This is a genomic window from Photobacterium sp. DA100 (assembly GCF_029223585.1).
Taxonomy (GTDB): domain Bacteria; phylum Pseudomonadota; class Gammaproteobacteria; order Enterobacterales; family Vibrionaceae; genus Photobacterium.
This window is the reverse complement of sequence record NZ_CP119424.1, coordinates 109070-125702: the sequence shown is the minus strand read 5'-3', so window position 1 is coordinate 125702 and position 16633 is coordinate 109070. Positions and strand designations below refer to the sequence as shown.

General features: G+C 49.4%; 14 protein-coding genes. 6 read left to right on the top strand and 8 right to left on the bottom strand.

Features of this window, described 5'->3' with window-relative positions; all coding sequences use genetic code 11:
• Position 1: 1 nt before the first annotated feature.
• The 5 genes from tal to PTW35_RS18255 all read right to left on the bottom strand — a co-directional run bounded on the left by tal (position 2) and on the right by PTW35_RS18255 (position 4526).
• Positions 2-955, bottom strand: coding sequence for a transaldolase (gene tal, locus PTW35_RS18275; protein WP_281028397.1), 954 nt, complete (start codon positions 953-955; stop codon positions 2-4).
• Between the two features lie 4 nt (positions 956-959).
• On the bottom strand, positions 960-1694 hold the full coding sequence (locus tag PTW35_RS18270) for an HAD family phosphatase (protein WP_281028396.1): 735 nt from the start codon (positions 1692-1694) through the stop codon (positions 960-962).
• 20 nt (positions 1695-1714) lie between these two features.
• Positions 1715-2872, bottom strand: a complete 1158-nt coding sequence (locus tag PTW35_RS18265; RefSeq protein WP_281028395.1) for an iron-containing alcohol dehydrogenase — start codon at positions 2870-2872, stop codon at positions 1715-1717.
• Between the two features lie 79 nt (positions 2873-2951).
• Positions 2952-3674: a pentose-5-phosphate 3-epimerase gene (locus PTW35_RS18260; protein WP_053439523.1), complete on the bottom strand. Its 723-nt coding sequence runs from the start codon at positions 3672-3674 to the stop codon at positions 2952-2954.
• Positions 3675-3683: 9 nt separating this feature from the next.
• On the bottom strand, positions 3684-4526 hold the full coding sequence (locus tag PTW35_RS18255; protein WP_281028394.1) for an HAD family hydrolase: 843 nt from the start codon (positions 4524-4526) through the stop codon (positions 3684-3686).
• Positions 4527-4740: 214 nt separating this feature from the next.
• Between PTW35_RS18255 and ulaR the strand changes: the two genes are divergently transcribed.
• Positions 4741-5508: an HTH-type transcriptional regulator UlaR gene (gene ulaR, locus PTW35_RS18250; RefSeq protein ID WP_281028393.1), complete on the top strand. Its 768-nt coding sequence runs from the start codon at positions 4741-4743 to the stop codon at positions 5506-5508.
• Between the two features lie 764 nt (positions 5509-6272).
• Here ulaR and PTW35_RS18245 read toward each other — a convergent pair.
• Positions 6273-6605 carry a tRNA-binding protein gene (locus tag PTW35_RS18245; RefSeq protein ID WP_281028392.1) on the bottom strand — a complete coding sequence of 111 codons (333 nt, stop codon included), beginning with the start codon at positions 6603-6605 and terminating at the stop codon, positions 6273-6275.
• Positions 6606-6938: 333 nt separating this feature from the next.
• Here PTW35_RS18245 and ebgR point away from each other — a divergent pair, with 333 nt between their 5' ends.
• The 5 genes from ebgR (at position 6939) to PTW35_RS18220 (ending at position 14962) form a co-directional block, all read left to right on the top strand.
• Entirely contained in the window at positions 6939-7922 is a 984-nt protein-coding gene (gene ebgR, locus PTW35_RS18240) for a transcriptional regulator EbgR (RefSeq protein WP_281028391.1), read from the top strand.
• A gap of 316 nt (positions 7923-8238) precedes the next feature.
• On the top strand, positions 8239-11343 hold the full coding sequence (gene ebgA / locus PTW35_RS18235; RefSeq protein ID WP_281028390.1) for a beta-galactosidase subunit alpha: 3105 nt from the start codon (positions 8239-8241) through the stop codon (positions 11341-11343).
• A gap of 14 nt (positions 11344-11357) precedes the next feature.
• Complete coding sequence (locus tag PTW35_RS18230) at positions 11358-11810, top strand: beta-galactosidase subunit beta (RefSeq protein ID WP_281028389.1); 453 nt, start codon at positions 11358-11360, stop codon at positions 11808-11810.
• A gap of 94 nt (positions 11811-11904) precedes the next feature.
• A complete protein-coding gene (locus PTW35_RS18225; protein WP_281028388.1) occupies positions 11905-13338 on the top strand; it encodes an amino acid permease in 1434 nt (477 codons plus the stop codon).
• Between the two features lie 193 nt (positions 13339-13531).
• Positions 13532-14962, top strand: a complete 1431-nt coding sequence (locus tag PTW35_RS18220) for an amino acid permease (RefSeq protein ID WP_281028387.1) — start codon at positions 13532-13534, stop codon at positions 14960-14962.
• Between the two features lie 111 nt (positions 14963-15073).
• On the opposite strand, the gene PTW35_RS18215 is transcribed toward PTW35_RS18220, so the two are convergent.
• Complete coding sequence (locus PTW35_RS18215) at positions 15074-15337, bottom strand: hypothetical protein (RefSeq protein ID WP_044620552.1); 264 nt, start codon at positions 15335-15337, stop codon at positions 15074-15076.
• Between the two features lie 120 nt (positions 15338-15457).
• Entirely contained in the window at positions 15458-16486 is a 1029-nt protein-coding gene (locus PTW35_RS18210; protein ID WP_281028386.1) for a linear amide C-N hydrolase, read from the bottom strand.
• Positions 16487-16633 lie beyond the last annotated feature (147 nt).

Below are 16633 nucleotides of genomic sequence, written 5' to 3'. Positions count from 1 at the left end.
CTTACAGACGCGCTTCAATCATGGCTTCAAGCTTGCCCTGATCGACTGCAAAATTACGGATACCTTCAGACAGCTTTTCAGTCGCCATTGGGTCTTGGTTCATTTTCCAGCGGAACTCAGCTTCTGTCATCGCTTGAGGCGCAGCTTTCACTTCATCACGCTCGGCAAACAGTGTCGGCTCTACCTCGCCTTGCTGCGCTGCTAGCTCATCAAGAATTGCAGGACCAATGGTTAAACGGTCACAGCCTGCCAGTGCTAGCACTTCATCTGCGTTACGGAAACTCGCGCCCATAACCACGGTGTTGTAGCCATGATCTTTGTAGTAGTTGTAGATGTTGGATACCGAGACCACACCTGGGTCTTCGAACGGTAAGTACTCTTTCTTATCCGTATTGGTTTTGTACCAATCAAGGATACGACCGACGAAAGGTGAGATGAGGTAAGCGCCCGCCTCTGCACACGCTTTTGCCTGCGCGAAGTTAAACAGTAGAGTCAGGTTACAGTTGATGCCTTCTTGCTCTAACACTTCAGCCGCCCGAATGCCTTCCCATGTCGACGCCAGTTTGATCAAGATGCGTTCTTTCTCAATCCCTGACTCTTGATACATAGCAATCAGCTTGCGCGCTTTCACTAGGCTAGCTTCTTTATCAAACGATAGACGTGCGTCTACCTCTGTAGAAATACGGCCCGGAACGGTTTTTAAAATCTCTACGCCAATGTTGACGGCAAGCTTGTCGCTGGCATCAATTAACTGCTGCGTCTTGTCATCACTTTGCTGTTTTGCCCATGCGATAGCATCAACAATGAGGTGGTCGTACTGTGGCATTTCCGCTGCTTTGAGTACCAAAGAAGGGTTTGTGGTTGCATCTTGAGGTTGGAAAGTAGCAATAGCATCAATGTCACCGGTATCGGCGACAACTGTGGTGTACTTTTTCAGTTGTTCTAATTTGTTCATGGTTTCATCTCGACAAACGTTCAATTAAATTTGCTAGCGATAACTGGCTCATAGACGACAACACCACATTGGCGTGAGACACATCCAGATGCCGGGTTAATAGGTTGGTTACCGCAACCGTAGAAATATCTGCCGTTCGAGCCGCTGTTATTCCGGGTGGAGAATCTTCAAAGGCAATGGCTTGATGGGCAGAAACTCCCAGTTTTTCGAGGCTTCTTAGGTAGACATCAGGGCAAGGTTTACGGCGTATTTCTTCAATCTCTTCCGCCCCGGTAAAACAGTCAAAATAATGGTCTAGATTCAAGCGCTGTAAGATGGGCAGGTAGTGTTCACGCTCCGAACTTGTTGCCAACGCAAGCTTAAGCCGCTTTCGTTTGGCAAAATTGAGATAATCTCGAACACCTTCGCGCTCAGACAAGGTTTCGATCATTTGATAGGCGAGATCTAATACTCGGTCACGGATTTGAGTGTCGCTATGGTTTAAGCCTGAATGGTGACGATAGAGATGGTAAAGGGCGGTTGCTGGCGCTGAGCTCCCAACTAGTCCAGCAACCTGGAGAGGCGAAACGTCTACACCGTATGGCTTCATCAAAGCTTCCCAGGCTCTGAACATACAGCTTTCCGTATCGACTAAAAGACCATCGAAGTCAAATATCAGCGCTTTAAAGCGAGCACAATCAATGTCCTCTCTTTCCACATTGGTTAGGTTTAGCTTTATTACGCTGATCTTGTCTTCCATGCTCTAAGCTCCTGTTTTATTTACACTAAACTTGCATGAAGAATTGACTTCATCTCTTCGCCTGAGGTCAGTGGTAAGTCGAAGCAAAATGCGGGCTCTAACGCTTCAACATCTTGCTTACTGACCCCAACCTGAGTGAGGTTTGATTCTAGGCCAATCTCTTTTAAGAAAGTGACTAAGTGTCCTGCTAAAGATTGCGCTTTCTCTTCAGTGCTTCCCACGGCACCAAACAGTTCGGCAACTTGAGCATAACGCTCCGGTTGTTTGCGCCACTGAAGCTGAACATACGCTGGGTAAACCACCGCAAGTGTTAAGCCGTGAGGCAAATTGGTTTTCTGACTACCCAAGATTTCACCCAGTGGATGAGGCGCACCAGCACCGCCGTTCGCCAGCGAAATGCCACCTAGCGTATCTGCGGTAGCAAGTTCACAGCGACCTTGGATATCCGAGCCATCTGCGACGACTTTTGGCAGGTTATCCACCACCAGCTTCATTGCTTGCAGCGCAAGTTGATCAACAAATGGTGATGGTCGAGTGCCAGTGAATGATTCAAACGCGTGAGAGAAAGCGTCAAAACCTGTCATTGCCGTCATTCTTGGTGGCAGTGTCAGCATCAACTCTGGGTCAATCACTGCTTCAAGCGGAAAGAACTCTGGATGGAATAAAGTCAGCTTGGCGTGCTGTTCAACGTTAGTAATAACGGCCGCTTGCGTTACTTGAGAACCAGTACCAGAGGTCGTCGGTACCGCAATCAAAGGCACAACAGGTGCTGGTAGGCTGGCGATGTCACCAAATGGTGAATCGTAAGTTGCAAACCAGTGCGACCAGTTGAGCTCTTCTGCATTAATCGTTGCGGCAATGATTTTCGCCGTATCAATTGATGAGCCACCACCGACCGCTAACACCACATCACACTCTGCCGCTTGCGCGACTTGGCGACCTAGCTCAACCACTGTTGTCGGCGGGTTAGGTACCACGCCATCAAAGTGAGTAACCGTAATGCCTTCATTTGCCAGCAAAGCAAAAATGCGATCATAAGCAGGCTTAACTGCGTCAAAAATTAGTTCTGAAACCACCAAGCAACGCTTGCCATATTGCGCAACCAATTGACCAATTTGTTGAATTTCACCCGATCCGAATGTCAGCTTAGTCGGTTGATAATGTTGAAATTGTGTCATGATAAAATCCTTGGTTATGGTGCCAGACCGGAGCATATAGGGGGTTGTCAGCCCAGCACCAAATTCATTTAACGCTTAATTAAGCCGGTTCTACTTCTGCTTCAGCAGCAACATTTTTCTCAGCTTGGTCTAGCGCAGCGCGGAAGTCGTGCACACCTGCTGTGATGCCTTTTTCGTGACCGAAGATATTAGTAGACGCAACCATCACATCGATATCTTCTTTCAGTAGCGCTTCTAGGTTGTGGTTACGGATACCCCCATCAACACATAGCTCACAGTTAGGGTTACGTTCATTGATAAGCTGACGAGCTTCACGAATCATTTCGATTGCCGACTCACGCCATAGCCACTCATCGTTGTTTACGCCATGGATAACAATGTGTAGACGGTCAAGGTAGTAAATCGCTTCTTTAACAAAAGAAACTGGTGTGAAACAGCCAACCGTTAGACCAAACTTCATGTTGTAGTCGCGGCAGTACTTCATCATGTATGCCAGTGGTGCACCTAAGAAGTTTTCCGCAGGAAGAATCAGCATATCTGCGCCTGCTGCTGCGATTTTTTCCACAAACAAGCGGTCACAATCTTTGAAGTAAGCATGCACTTCGATTGGCTTATCTGTGTATTGACGAATACCTTCAACGATTTGGTGGCCGCCCATTAGCTGCATGTTTTTTAGGTCATGCATATCTGCTGCATCACAGTGAATGTAGTCTGCGCCGGCATCTGAAACTTCTTTTACGATGTCAGCCATGTGACCGTAATCAACGTGCGCTAAACCTGCAGCAATTTTTACTTTTTTCATGAGATTTCCTTAGTAGCTAAATGAGTGTTGGCATGTGTGCTGACCTTCACGAACGATGAGTCGTAAATATTGGCCAATGCCGCAACCGTTGTTATCTGTGATAATGAGATTGGCTAGCCCACGAAGTGCTGGGCTAGCGTTTGCCATCGCGACCGGTTCACCAACGGCTTTAAACAATGAGATGTCGTTGTCGCCGTCACCAAACGCGATGGTGAGATTTGGATTGAGGTTATGCTGAGATAACCAAGTTGCAGCGGCTTGGCCTTTATTCACACCAAGGCAAGTAATATCGAGTTTGTTTGGCGTAGAGAGATCCGCTTGCAGAATATCGGTTAGTGAGTCACGAAGCTGGCACAGCGCCTGTTTGTCACGGCTTGATACCAACACCTTATATACGTCTCCGCATACTTGTTGCAGCTCAGCCAGCGATGGCATGATTTCCATATGACTATCAATACCTAATTGACTCATCTGATGCTCAAGTCCCTGAAAATGGCTTGAAGTCTGTAGCGCGTAAATGCCGTTTTGAGCATAGAGAGTAAAATCAAACTGACGTAAGCTGAGCGTGTCTAATAACTGTTTCAGTTGGTGAGCATTAAACGCTTGAGCATTGTGGTAATCGTTACTCGTCGCATCGTATTGATAAGCACCATTGCAGCAAATCAATGGAGCAGTAATACCGAGCTGATTGGCAAAAGGCAGCATTAATTGATGAGGTCGCCCACTTGCCAACGTCACTTGATAACCTTCATTTAGCGCTTGTTGAATGGCTTCAACATTGTTCACGCTAATCTGGTTGTGATCGTTTAGTAAGGTTCCATCTAAATCGATAATGATTGCTTGATACTTCACCTTGGCCTCCTTTTGACTCTTTGTGACGCAAAACAAGCATAATACATCAAAAAGGGTCATGTAAAGTCACTCACGACTCATTTTGACGCTTTTATTGCTACTCATCACAAAAATCGGTCACTTTCAGCCCAAAAAAAGTCAAAAGCAAAATTAAGTTGCTATAAACGTCAAATTCGGTCAAAATAGACCAAGATGAAATCAGGGTTTAACAAAGATGAACGAAGCGCAACGTCACAGACGTTTACTTGACTACTTAGAAAGTCACACATTTATTACGACGAATCACTATGTAGCCATGCTCAATATATCTCTTTCGACGGCACGGCGAGATATCACTAAGCTGGCAGAAGAAGGAAAACTAAAGAAGATCCGAAATGGTGCAGAAGTTCTAAGTAGTGACAGTAATCACCATATGCCTTCAAGTTTTACGCCTTTTGAGTTTGACATAGAGCATGTTGAGGCGAAAAAACGTATCGCAAAGGCTGCAGTATCTCTTTGTGATGAACACGATAGCGTGATTATCAGTGGCAGTCATACCACTTATTTAATGGGACAATATTTAGCGGGACGCGATGTTCAAGTGGTTACTAATTTCATGCCACTCGCCCATACTTTGATTACACATGATCATCAAAGCATTATTATTTTAGGCGGCCAGTACTTGCCAGAGCGTCAGATCACCATCTCTCCTGATGAAGAAGCGGCTAATAATCATAAAAGTCGCTTTGTCTTCTTCACTGGCACCGGTGCCACACCAGCCGGTATCCATACCTCTGATTTATTGGTGTATATGGCTGAGAAAAAGCTGCTTGAGTATGGTGCGAGACTGATTGCGTTAATTGATAGCAGTAAGATAGGAAAGCATGGAGGTAAGCTGTTAGCGGCTAGCACAGAACTGGATACCTTAATTACGAACCACGGTGCTGATGAGAAAGTACTCGAGTCATTGCGCTCTCATGGCGTTAATATAATCATTGTATAGCTTCAAACTGTGTGAAGAATATACTGTCTTTACAGTTTTGTAACCAAAGCTCGTAGATGCCGAATCGAGACATCTCCATTTCTGATGTATTTTAGCGACTATTATTCATATCCTTAGTTGAATGAAAAATACAGATAATATAAAGGGTTACATAAGCATCAGTTATGAAAGGAACCTGATGCCTAAAAGCACTAACCTCCATAAGGAAGACAAAGAAGGAGGTCACAAATTCTAGCTATTTGAGACCACATCAGGCTCTTACGATCCAATAATTGGCGTTTATACCGAAATCATGAAAAACCAGCTTGACGATAAAGGCTTTGATCAAGCCGGTGAAGAGCGCTACGTTAATTTCAAAGGCTCACGGTAAGATAAGCAAATGTGTGACAGAAGCAAAGTAGCCACGATGAAACGTGTCTTCGATGAAAATGGCGCTCTGGTTTCCGGTACCGAATGTAACGGCGATGAGGCAGAAGTTATCAAATAATCATTAACTTATGTAGAGATGACTGACATTGACTTCTGGTGATTCAACCAAGCAAATAGAGACCAATTCTTTATTAAGTGGGATTACCAACCAGCTAGCACAAACAGTTATGACGGCCTATTAATCCGCACTAATATGACAACGGATAGCAATATCGCCTCGACCAGCACAACGCTATAAATCAGCAAGTAATTCTGGATAATACTCAGAAAGCCTCGTCGGTGTGACGAGGCTTTGTTTTATCTATTTTACAGAAGATCTTTTCTCAACAACGCTACTAAACGATTTTCACCCCTGCCGGCATCGCACGCTCGGGGGTCAGGAGTACACTTTCCGACTCATCATCGGTTTCGGCACAAAGCAGCATACATTCAGACGTTTCACCGCGCATCTTGGCTTTGGCCAAGTTGCACAATACCACCACCTGCTTACCCATCAACTCTTCTTTGGTGTAGTAAGGTACCAGGCTGGTCACTGTCTGGAGCGTTTTCTCACCGACATCGATTTGGACAATATACAGCTTGTCGGCATTTTGGTGACGGGCCACTTCGATGATCTTACCGGTTCGGATCTCCAGTTTGGCGAAGTCAGAGTAAGCAATGGTTTCCATGATGCATTTCCTCATAAGTAAATTTTACTAAAACACCTTTAACTTACCAGAACCCAGGCAGATGGCAAGCAGTCACGTTCTTTTTTTGACCCATGCGCGCACAGTGCCATCAAGTCGGTTATTAGGTAACGTATTATACCCAATGGTAATAATCAAAAATGCGATGTCACCGCTGAATACCTCTCAGTTATCAATCATCCACTTAGCCGTATCGCCCGCGGTTTATTTGAAATGATTTTAGTAAAACGTAGAACTTCACCAACGAGTTTGTTTACAATAAGTCAATTGATAGACCGCTCACGGTGAGTGAGCCTTGCCAATGGATACAAGTAAATGGCGACACTGAAAGATATCGCGACGGAAGCGGGCGTATCTCTGGCGACGGTATCTCGCGTTCTCAACGACGACCCGACTCTCAGCGTTAAAGAAGAAACCAAGCACCGGATTCTCGAGATCGCTGAAAAGCTGGAATACAAAACCAGCACCTCCAAGGCCCTGGCGACCAGCAAAAAACAACAGCAGCACTTCTTGGCTGTGTACAACTACAAGCAAGAAGCTGAGGTTAACGACCCCTACTACCTCTCTATCCGCTATGGTATCGAGACCCAGTGCGGCAAGCTCGGCATTGAGCTAACCAACTGTTACAACGGCGAAATTACCAATGAAAACAGCAAAGTTAGCGGCATTATCCTGGTTGGTCGTAACAGCCCGAAAGTGCTAGAGAAAGTAAAAACGCTGTCGGACAACATTTGCTTTGTGGATTTCAGTGATACTCACTCGCCTTATGACTCTGTCGATATTGACCTGGCTAGGGTCAGCAAGGAAATCACCGACTTTTTCATCGAGCAGGGCTACCAGCGAATTGGCTTTATTGGCGGGCAGGATCTACCGGATTTGGCCGATATTCGTGAAGAAGCTTTTGCGGAATACGGCCAGCTCAAAGGCGTAGTATCCCGCAAGGATATCTACCGCGGCGACTTCTCCAGCTCATCCGGCTACAAGTTAGCAATAAAAATGCTTGCGACCGGTGATTATCCGTCGGCCTTGTTTGTGGCTTCAGATTCCATCGCCATCGGGGTATTACGGGCAATTCACGAGCACGGCCTTAAGATCCCTGACGATATTGCCCTAATCAGTGTCAATGATATCCCAACCGCGAAGTTTACCTTCCCGTCACTGTCTACGGTTCGTATCCACTCTGAAATGATGGGTATTCAAGGGGTCAACTTGCTGGTTGAAAAAATCCGCGACGGCAGGACATTACCGCTGCAAGTGTATGTGCCAAGCAAGCTCAAGTTGCGCGATACCACGAAGTGATTTATAGCTTTTACATTACGACTTAATATCTTATAAGGCGCTGATATACAGCGCTTTTTTGTATCGCTCTTCAAAGCCTGCCCACCAGTCAGTCCCCTCTCCCACTCCCTCTGCTAGGTAAAACCGCTTCTCTGTCAATTTTCTTAATCACCATCACACTATTGAGCGAACCAACAGTTAAAACCGTGATCAAGTTAAAGCATCGAAGTTTTACCGATTCTATTTAGTAAAACTTTTACTAAACTGATTCCCAAGTTACCTGGCCAACATCCTGGTCATGGCAAAAAATACATCGGTATCGAACCGGAGGCATTTCGTGAACAACTGGGAAAACTTCCTTCACCTACATGAGAACCGACTTGCACCACGTGCATACTTCTTCTCGTACAACTCCCTCTCCAGCGCACAGACTTTCCAGCGAGAGCTAAGCAGCCACTACATGCTGCTCAGCGGCCAGTGGCAGTTCCAATACTTTACCCACCCGCTGTTGGTGCCAGAGGAGTTTTACTCCCAGCCAATGGCTGACTGGGGCCACATCACTGTCCCTAACATGTGGCAGATGGAAGGCCATGGCGATCTGCAATACACCGACGAGGGTTTCCCTTTCCCTATCGATGTCCCGTTCGTCCCAACCGATAACCCAACCGGTGCTTACCAGCGTACCTTCACACTGGGCGAAAACTGGCAAGACAAGCAGACCATCATCAAGTTCGACGGCGTCGAAACCTACTTCGAAGTGTACGTAAACGGCGAATACGTCGGCTTTAGCAAAGGCAGCCGCCTGACCGCCGAGTTCGACATCAGCCAATACGTTAAGCAAGGCGACAACCTGCTTTCGGTACGTGTGATGCAGTGGGCTGATTCCACCTACATTGAAGATCAGGACATGTGGTGGACAGCCGGGATCTTCCGCGATGTGTACCTTGTCGGCAAAGAGCTGGTGCATGTCCAGGACTTCACGGTTCGCACTGATTTTGCAGAGAACTACCAGCAAGCAACGCTATCTTGCGCAGTCGAGCTCGAAAACCTGTCTGCAACTCAGGCATCAGGCCTTATGTTGGATTACGCGCTGTATGACAAGGGCCAGATCATTGCCGAGGGCGCATGCCCTGAGCTGACTATCGATGCCAATTCACAGGTACAGGCACAGACACAATTTGCCATTGAGCTCGATAACCCGACCCACTGGACAGCCGAAAATCCTTACCTTTACCAGCTGATCCTGACGCTTAAGGACAATCAGGGCAACACCCTGGAAATCATCCCACAGCGTGTCGGCTTCCGCGACATCAAAGTGCGCGACGGCCTGTTCTACATCAACAACCAATACGTCATGCTGCATGGCGTCAACCGTCACGACAACGACCACCTCAAAGGCCGTGCTGTCGGTATGGATCGCATCGAAAAAGATCTGATCCTGATGAAACAGCACAACATCAACTCGGTCCGTACCGCGCACTACCCTAACGACCCGCGCTTCTACGAGCTGTGTGACATCTACGGCCTGTTCGTCATGGCTGAGACCGATGTCGAAACCCATGGCTTTGCCAATGTCGGCGACCTGAGCCGCATCACCGATGATGCCGAGTGGGAAACCGTCTTCGTAGACCGTGCAGTGCGCCATGTCCACGCCCAGAAGAACCACCCTTCAATCATCATGTGGTCACTGGGTAACGAGTCTGGCTACGGCTGCAACATCCGCGCTATGTATAGCGCCACCAAGGCGATTGATGACACCCGTTTGGTGCACTACGAAGAAGATCGCGACGCAGAAGTGGTTGATGTGATTTCAACCATGTACTCCCGCGCCCAGTTGATGAACTACTTCGGCGAGCACCCGCACGAGAAGCCTCGCATCATCTGTGAGTATGCCCATGCCATGGGTAACGGCCCGGGCGGCCTGACCGAATACCAAAACGTGTTCTACCAGCACGACCATATCCAGGGACATTACGTGTGGGAATGGTGTGATCACGGCATTCTGGCCCGTGACGAAAACGGCACCGAGTTCTACAAGTACGGCGGCGACTACGGCGACTACCCGAACAACTACAACTTCTGCATGGATGGCCTGATCTACCCAGACCAGACCCCGGGCCCAGGCCTGAAAGAGTACAAGCAAGTGATCGCACCGGTGAAGATCCGTGCTATCGACGAACAGGCTGGCAAGTTCCTGGTCGAGAACAAACTGTGGTTCTCCGATCTGAACGACTACACCATCACCGCCGATATCCGCGCCGAGGGCGAAACCCTGCGTACCGTGCAGTTCAAAGTTGAAGATCTTGCTGCCAACACAAGCCGCGAAATCACGATTGCTATCCCAGAGCTGGACGAGCGTGAAGTGTTCATCAACTTCACGGTGCGCAAAGACAGCCGCACGCTGTACAGCGCTGCCAACCACGAAATTGCGGTTTACCAGTACCCGCTTAAAGAAAACACCGCGACCGAAGCGCGCTTTGTCAATCACAACGCCACACCGCTGATGGTGGAAGAGAGCCGCCTGAACACAGTGATCTCCGGCAACAACTTTGCGCTGACCTTCTCGAAGATCAACGGCAAGCTGACCTCGTGGGTGGTCAACGGTGAAGAGCTGATCAAGTCAGAGCCTAAGCTGAACTTCTTCAAGCCGATGATCGACAACCACAAGCAAGAGCACGAAGGCCTGTGGGAGCCAGCCCACCTGCAAATTATGCAGGAGCACTTCCGTAGTATCAACGTGGTTAAAAACGCCGACGCCGTTGACATCACCACCACCAGCATCATTGCTCCGCCGGTGTTTGATTTCGGCATGCGCTGCCAGTACCGCTACCAGATCAACGCCGCAGGCCAGCTCAATATTGAACTGAGCGGCGAGCGCTACGGCGACTACCCGCATGTCATTCCGGTTATCGGTCTCGACTTGGGGATCAACAGCGACTTCGACCAGGTGAAGTACTACGGCCGCGGCCCGGAAGAAAACTACCAGGACAGCAAGCAGGCCAACCTGATTGATATCTACCAGAGCACCGTTGCCGACATGTTCGAGAATTACCCGTTCCCGCAAAACAACGGTAACCGCCAGCATGTTCGCTGGGCAGCCCTGACCAACCGTCACGGTGCCGGCCTGTTGGTCAAGCCGCAGCAGGAAATCAATTTCAGTGCCTGGTTCTACACCAACCAGAACCTGCATGAAGCCCAGCACACTATCGAGCTGGTCAAGAGCGGCTATATCACCCTGAACCTTGACCACAAGTTGATGGGCCTCGGCTCCAACTCGTGGGGTAGCGAAGTGCTCGACTCTTACCGTGTCTACATGGATGAGTTCCGCTACGGCCTCACCCTGATGCCACTGCAGGCCGGTGATTGCAGCGCGCAAGCCATGGCAGGCCATGACTTCGGCAACGGCTTTTTCAACGCTCCATCAACCCAAGACAACCAGTAAACGAGGCGACAATCATGATCGTGCTAGAGAGCCTAGAGCAATTCAAAGTGGTATACCGCGATGGCCGTAAATGGAATCGCTGTGTCGAAGCGATTGAAAACATCGCCAATATCAAAGATGGCGTAATGCACTCCATCGGCGATTCGCTGGTTTACATGATTGAAGACGGTGTTGCCCGCAACACCGGCACCTTCGAAGGCAACCGCCGTTACTTCGATGTGCACTACTACCTGGAAGGCCGTGAAACCGTTGAGTTCGCTGACAAGTCAGAGCTTGACGTGGTGGAGGCCTACCGCGACGAAACCGACCGCGAATACCTGCAAGGTGCCGGCGAAACCCGCGAGCTGTACGAAGGCCAAGTGGCGATTTGCGACAACCGCAAAGCGTATCGCTTCCACGGTGACAACCGGGTACGCAAGGTCGTGCTGAAAGTGACCATCGAAGATGGCTACTTCCTTAACAAGTAAACAAGACATTCAAAAAAATAATAACAGAAGGGCCCGGCCTCGGCCGGCAGCCCTTCCAATACCCTAGATATAACGTGACTCTTCGGAGATTAAAATGTCTGATACAAAACGTAATACGATAGGCAAATTTGGCTTGCTCTCCCTGACATTTGCGGCAGTGTTCAGCTTCAACAATGTCATCAACAACAACATTGAGATTGGCTTGGCCTCAGCGCCGATGTTCTTCCTGGCCACGCTGTTTTACTTCATTCCGTTCTGCCTGATCATCGCGGAATTTGTTTCGCTCAACAAAGATTCAGAGGCTGGGGTCTATGCCTGGGTGAAAAGCTCGCTGGGTGGCCGCTGGGCGTTCATCTCGGCCTATACCTACTGGTTCGTTAACCTGTTCTTCTTTACGTCGCTGCTGCCAAGGGTAATCGCCTATGCGTCGTATGCCTTCCTCGGTTACGAATACATCCTGACGCCGTTTACTACCACGGCGCTGAGTATGATCCTGTTCGCCTTCGCCACCTACGTTTCGACCAACGGTGCGAAGATGTTAGGTCCCATCACCTCTGTGACGTCCTCCCTGATGCTGCTGCTGACCATGTCCTACATCCTGCTGTCGGGCGCCGCACTGATCGGGGGGGTACAACCTGCTGATCCTATCACTGTTGAGGCAATGATCCCGGAATTCAGCTGGGCCTTCCTAGGTATTACCTCCTGGATCTTCATGGCAGCCGGTGGTGCCGAATCCGTCGCAGTTTACGTTAACGACGTCAAAGGCGGCTCCAAGTCTTTCGTCAAGGTGATTATCGTGGCGGGCATTATCATCGGTGCCCTGTATTCCGTGGCTTCTATCCTGATCAACGTATTCGTATCAAGCGACGCGCTGAAATACACCGGCGGCTCGGTGCAGGTGTTCGAGGGTATGGCCAGTTACTTCGGTCTGCCGGAAATCCTGATGAACCGCTTTGTCGGCTTGGTGTCCTTCACCGCGATGTTTGGCTCGCTGCTGATGTGGACGGCGACCCCGGTAAAAATCTTCTTCTCTGAAATCCCTGAAGGCATCTTCGGCAAGAAGACCGTCGAGCTGAACGAAAACGGTGTGCCTGCCCGCGCGGCATGGGTGCAATACGCCATTGTCTTCCCGCTGATGGTGATCCCTACACTGGGCTCGGATACGGCGCAAGACCTGATGAATACCGTGATCAACATGACCGCAGCGGCTTCAATGCTGCCACCGCTATTCATCATGCTGGCCTACCTCAACCTGCGCCTCAAGCTCGACCACCTGGAGCGTGACTTCAAGATGGGCTCGCGCAAATTAGGTATCGCCGTGGTGTCGGTTCTGATCGGTATCTTCTCGGTCGGATTCCTCGCGTCTACCTTCCCGACCGGCGCAGACATCATGACCATCATTTTCTACAACGTGGGCGGCATCGTGATCTTCCTTGGCTTTGCCTGGTGGAAGTACAGCCAGTACGAGAAGTCCCTTGGTGATGAAGAGCGGATGAAAGAAGCCGCACCGACATTAGCCACGGAGTAACCCCAAAATCAAATGGCAGAGGAAGCCCATTGTGCTTTCTCTGCCAAGCAAGGCAAAGGCAAAGGCAACAGATAACTAATTGGACTTCGCAACCAAGTGCTGTTATACCCAAGTAACCGTCGGACACCTCCAGGTTACTTGGGTATAACCACACAACATCAGTCCTAACAGACACAAAATAACGGAGGACACAATGTCTGAATCCTTACGCGGCACGATTGGCAAATTTGCGTTGCTATCGATGACCTTTGCGGCAGTTTTCAACGTGCGCAACATCGTAAACAACAACATCGAGCTCGGCTTGAGCTCCGCGCCCATTTTCTTGCTGGCTACCGTGGTCTACTTTATCCCGTTCGTGTTCATTATTGCCGAGTTTGTATCGGCCAATAAGAACTCCGAGTCGGGAATGTACGACTGGCTGAAAAAACCTCTGGGCACCAAAGCGGCTTACCTTGGCTCTTTCCTTTACTGGTTCGTTAACCTGTTCTGGTTCGTATCGCTACTACCGAACGTTATCGCCTATGCGTCCTACGCTATGCTGGGTTACGAATACACCTTCTCGCCAATGGTCACCTCGCTGATCTCTATCGTTTTGTTTGCGGCGGCTACCCACATCTCCACCAAAGGGGCGTCTTGGCTGGGTAAAATCTCCGAGATAGTGGCCTACGGCGTATTCGCGTTGTTCGGCATCTATGTGCTTGGTGCTTTAATGGCACTGAGCGGCGACTATACGCCAGCCCAGCCAATCACCATGGAAGCCATGAGCCCGACCATCAACTGGGCAACGCTGGGTATTATGTGCTGGATCTTCCAGGCAGCAGGCGGCGCTGAAACAGCGGCAGCCTACCTCAACGACGTGAAAGGCGGCCACAAGTCATTCATCAAAGTCATCATTGCCGCGGGTATCGCAATCGGCGCGATGTACGCTGTGGGCTCATTGCTGGTCAACGTCTTCGTCGCCCGTGAAGATCTGACCTACGCCGGCGGTATGGTCGAAATCTTTACCGGTATGGCGAACTACTTCGAGATTTCCCAGTCTCTGGTTGGCCGCTTTGTCGGTATCGTTCTGTTCATCGCCATGTTCGGCTCGATGATGATGTGGACCGCAGCTCCGGTAAAAATCCACTTCTCTGAAATCCCGAAAGGCGTCTACGGCGAGAAAACCACTGAGCTTAACGAACACGGTGTACCTGTGCGCGCCGCATGGTGGCAGTTTGCCTTCGTATTTGTGATGCTTATCGTCAACGGCTTCGGCTCTGAGTCGGTACAGGACATGATGAACCAAGCCATCAACCTGACAGCCGGTACCGCAATGCTACCGCCAATCTTCATCATGGCGGCCTACTTTGTGTTCCGCTGGAAATACGATGACACCCCACGCGATTTCCGCATGGGCTCGCGCAAAGTCGGTATGGCAATTGTGTCGGTACTTATCGTTATCTTCGTGGTGAGCATGACCGCATCAGCCTTCCCAACTGGTGTTAACCTGGTCCGCGCGTTCTTCATCAATGTATTCATGACTGCGGTCTTCTCTGCCATTGCATGGTGGTGGATCTCCCGCTTTGAAAAAAAGCAGGCGGGCAAGCTGGCTGTTACTGAGCAGGAAACAGTCATCACTCAGTAAAATCGTTTCCCACTAACGACAAAGCCCGCCGTGTACGTCAACGGCGGGCTTTGCCCTCTATAAGGCAAAAATACACGGAGCGCCCGGATCCCAAGACGCCATCGATTGACATCAAGCTGTCACTAGGCTCAGAAGAAAAAGAATAAAAGGCAGACTGGCGACAACCGTTGCCGTTTTTCTGGCATTTTGATTGAGCCTGTCGGACTGCAATTGGATCTCCAGCATCATCTTCTCTTCGTACTGAGTGGTAGTGCTTGCTGGGATCTCCACGTCAGGAATCGCCTTCTGGTTGATTTTCTCTATCGCGACCTTTGCCTTAATGTCCCCTTCCAACAACGCTCTCTCAACAAGTTGATTGATCCTGTTACTCAACATGATTGACATCCAGCATCATGAATTTACCCAAACAGCGTAAAAGCCCCCTGCAACAAGTGTAGAACTAAGTAACTTTGTTTATTAGATTATGTGGCCACAGGCGTATCAATCGGCCTCCCTTTACTCCGCAGATAACATAAATTCATCCGGGTAGCGAGCAATGTCTTCAACGGCCTGAGCAGGAAAATGTCGCCGGTATGGCCGATACGTTTTGGTCACGATGCGCCGGTTGTCCTTTAACGAATAAGACGAAAATTCCGGCTTGTCGCCGCCAGTTTGCAAGCAAGAGAAATCACTACTCAATCGCTTATCCAATGCCGAAAAATCCCACCGTTCCAGGCTTAGATTAAAGCCTTTGCCATTTTCATAGCGCCTAAACTTCATTTCCTTTGTCGCGGGAAGAAAAAGCACCTGCCAACAGGTTCTGAAACTGCTCGCACCGCGAAATAAATGCAACATCGGGTCCCAGAACTTCCCGGCTATCGCCACCCGGTCAAGACCTATCGAAACAAATGACTCAGGCTCCACGCCGTTGCAATAAGACAGGCTGTACGTACTCAACCGGCAATAGCGGGAAAAAGAGCTGTTATCATCAGTCCTGCTCGCTTGGCTCTGGTCGTGCTGGCGGCTGCTTGACAGGCTATGATTGGTAAGCACCAAGGGTTGCCCCTCCCTGAACCGGGTCACTTCGACCTGGCCGCGAACAAACTCAATCACGGCCCCCTGGCCAAAACTGTCCGCGACAACGTAATGCAACGGAATAAATTGGCTATGAACTTTAACAGTATCCAAACTCGCAACGACATCATCAACGCTTTGGCTAACATCTAATTGGTATTGAATCCACTGCAACTCCCCCAGCACAGTATCCGTAGCGGCCAGTGGCGGATACGCGGCATCTCGCTGCTCGAGCAGATGAAGACTCAGCCCCGATTCATTGATCCCTCCGCTCGGCAACTCACAGCCAAACTGTACTAACGTGGCAGAGCCGTAGAGACTCTGCCAGCGGAACACTCCACCTTGGGGTAACTCACTCCATTTTTGCAACCTGCGCGGGTTGATCACCACCATCCCATGGCCAAACTGAAAATCATAATTCACACCCAATACTGACTGTCCGGCTGACATTACCCCCAACGAAGAACACATCCCTTTTCTCCTGATACCGTTAACGAGCCCAACATTATGCCATTAATTGCTTATTGATGGCGCGGGATCTTCTTCTCTATTTGGAGTAAATGCAGCCTCCCCTTTTTGTGATAGCATGCTCGTCCACTGCTGAAGTCAGTATCCAAG

What these genes read in the sequence shown, in the direction of transcription:
- PTW35_RS18265 (WP_281028395.1), bottom strand. Translation starts at nt 2,872, where the DNA reads ATGACACAATTTCAACATTATCAACCGACTAAGCTGACATTCGGATCG.
- PTW35_RS18220 (WP_281028387.1), top strand. Translation starts at nt 13,532, where the DNA reads ATGTCTGAATCCTTACGCGGCACGATTGGCAAATTTGCGTTGCTATCG.
- PTW35_RS18215 (WP_044620552.1), bottom strand. Translation starts at nt 15,337, where the DNA reads ATGTTGAGTAACAGGATCAATCAACTTGTTGAGAGAGCGTTGTTGGAA.
- PTW35_RS18225 (WP_281028388.1), top strand. Translation starts at nt 11,905, where the DNA reads ATGTCTGATACAAAACGTAATACGATAGGCAAATTTGGCTTGCTCTCC.
- ulaR (WP_281028393.1), top strand. Translation starts at nt 4,741, where the DNA reads ATGAACGAAGCGCAACGTCACAGACGTTTACTTGACTACTTAGAAAGT.
- PTW35_RS18270 (WP_281028396.1), bottom strand. Translation starts at nt 1,694, where the DNA reads ATGGAAGACAAGATCAGCGTAATAAAGCTAAACCTAACCAATGTGGAA.
- PTW35_RS18230 (WP_281028389.1), top strand. Translation starts at nt 11,358, where the DNA reads ATGATCGTGCTAGAGAGCCTAGAGCAATTCAAAGTGGTATACCGCGAT.
- PTW35_RS18245 (WP_281028392.1), bottom strand. Translation starts at nt 6,605, where the DNA reads ATGGAAACCATTGCTTACTCTGACTTCGCCAAACTGGAGATCCGAACC.
- ebgR (WP_281028391.1), top strand. Translation starts at nt 6,939, where the DNA reads ATGGCGACACTGAAAGATATCGCGACGGAAGCGGGCGTATCTCTGGCG.
- tal (WP_281028397.1), bottom strand. Translation starts at nt 955, where the DNA reads ATGAACAAATTAGAACAACTGAAAAAGTACACCACAGTTGTCGCCGAT.
- PTW35_RS18260 (WP_053439523.1), bottom strand. Translation starts at nt 3,674, where the DNA reads ATGAAAAAAGTAAAAATTGCTGCAGGTTTAGCGCACGTTGATTACGGT.
- PTW35_RS18210 (WP_281028386.1), bottom strand. Translation starts at nt 16,486, where the DNA reads ATGTGTTCTTCGTTGGGGGTAATGTCAGCCGGACAGTCAGTATTGGGT.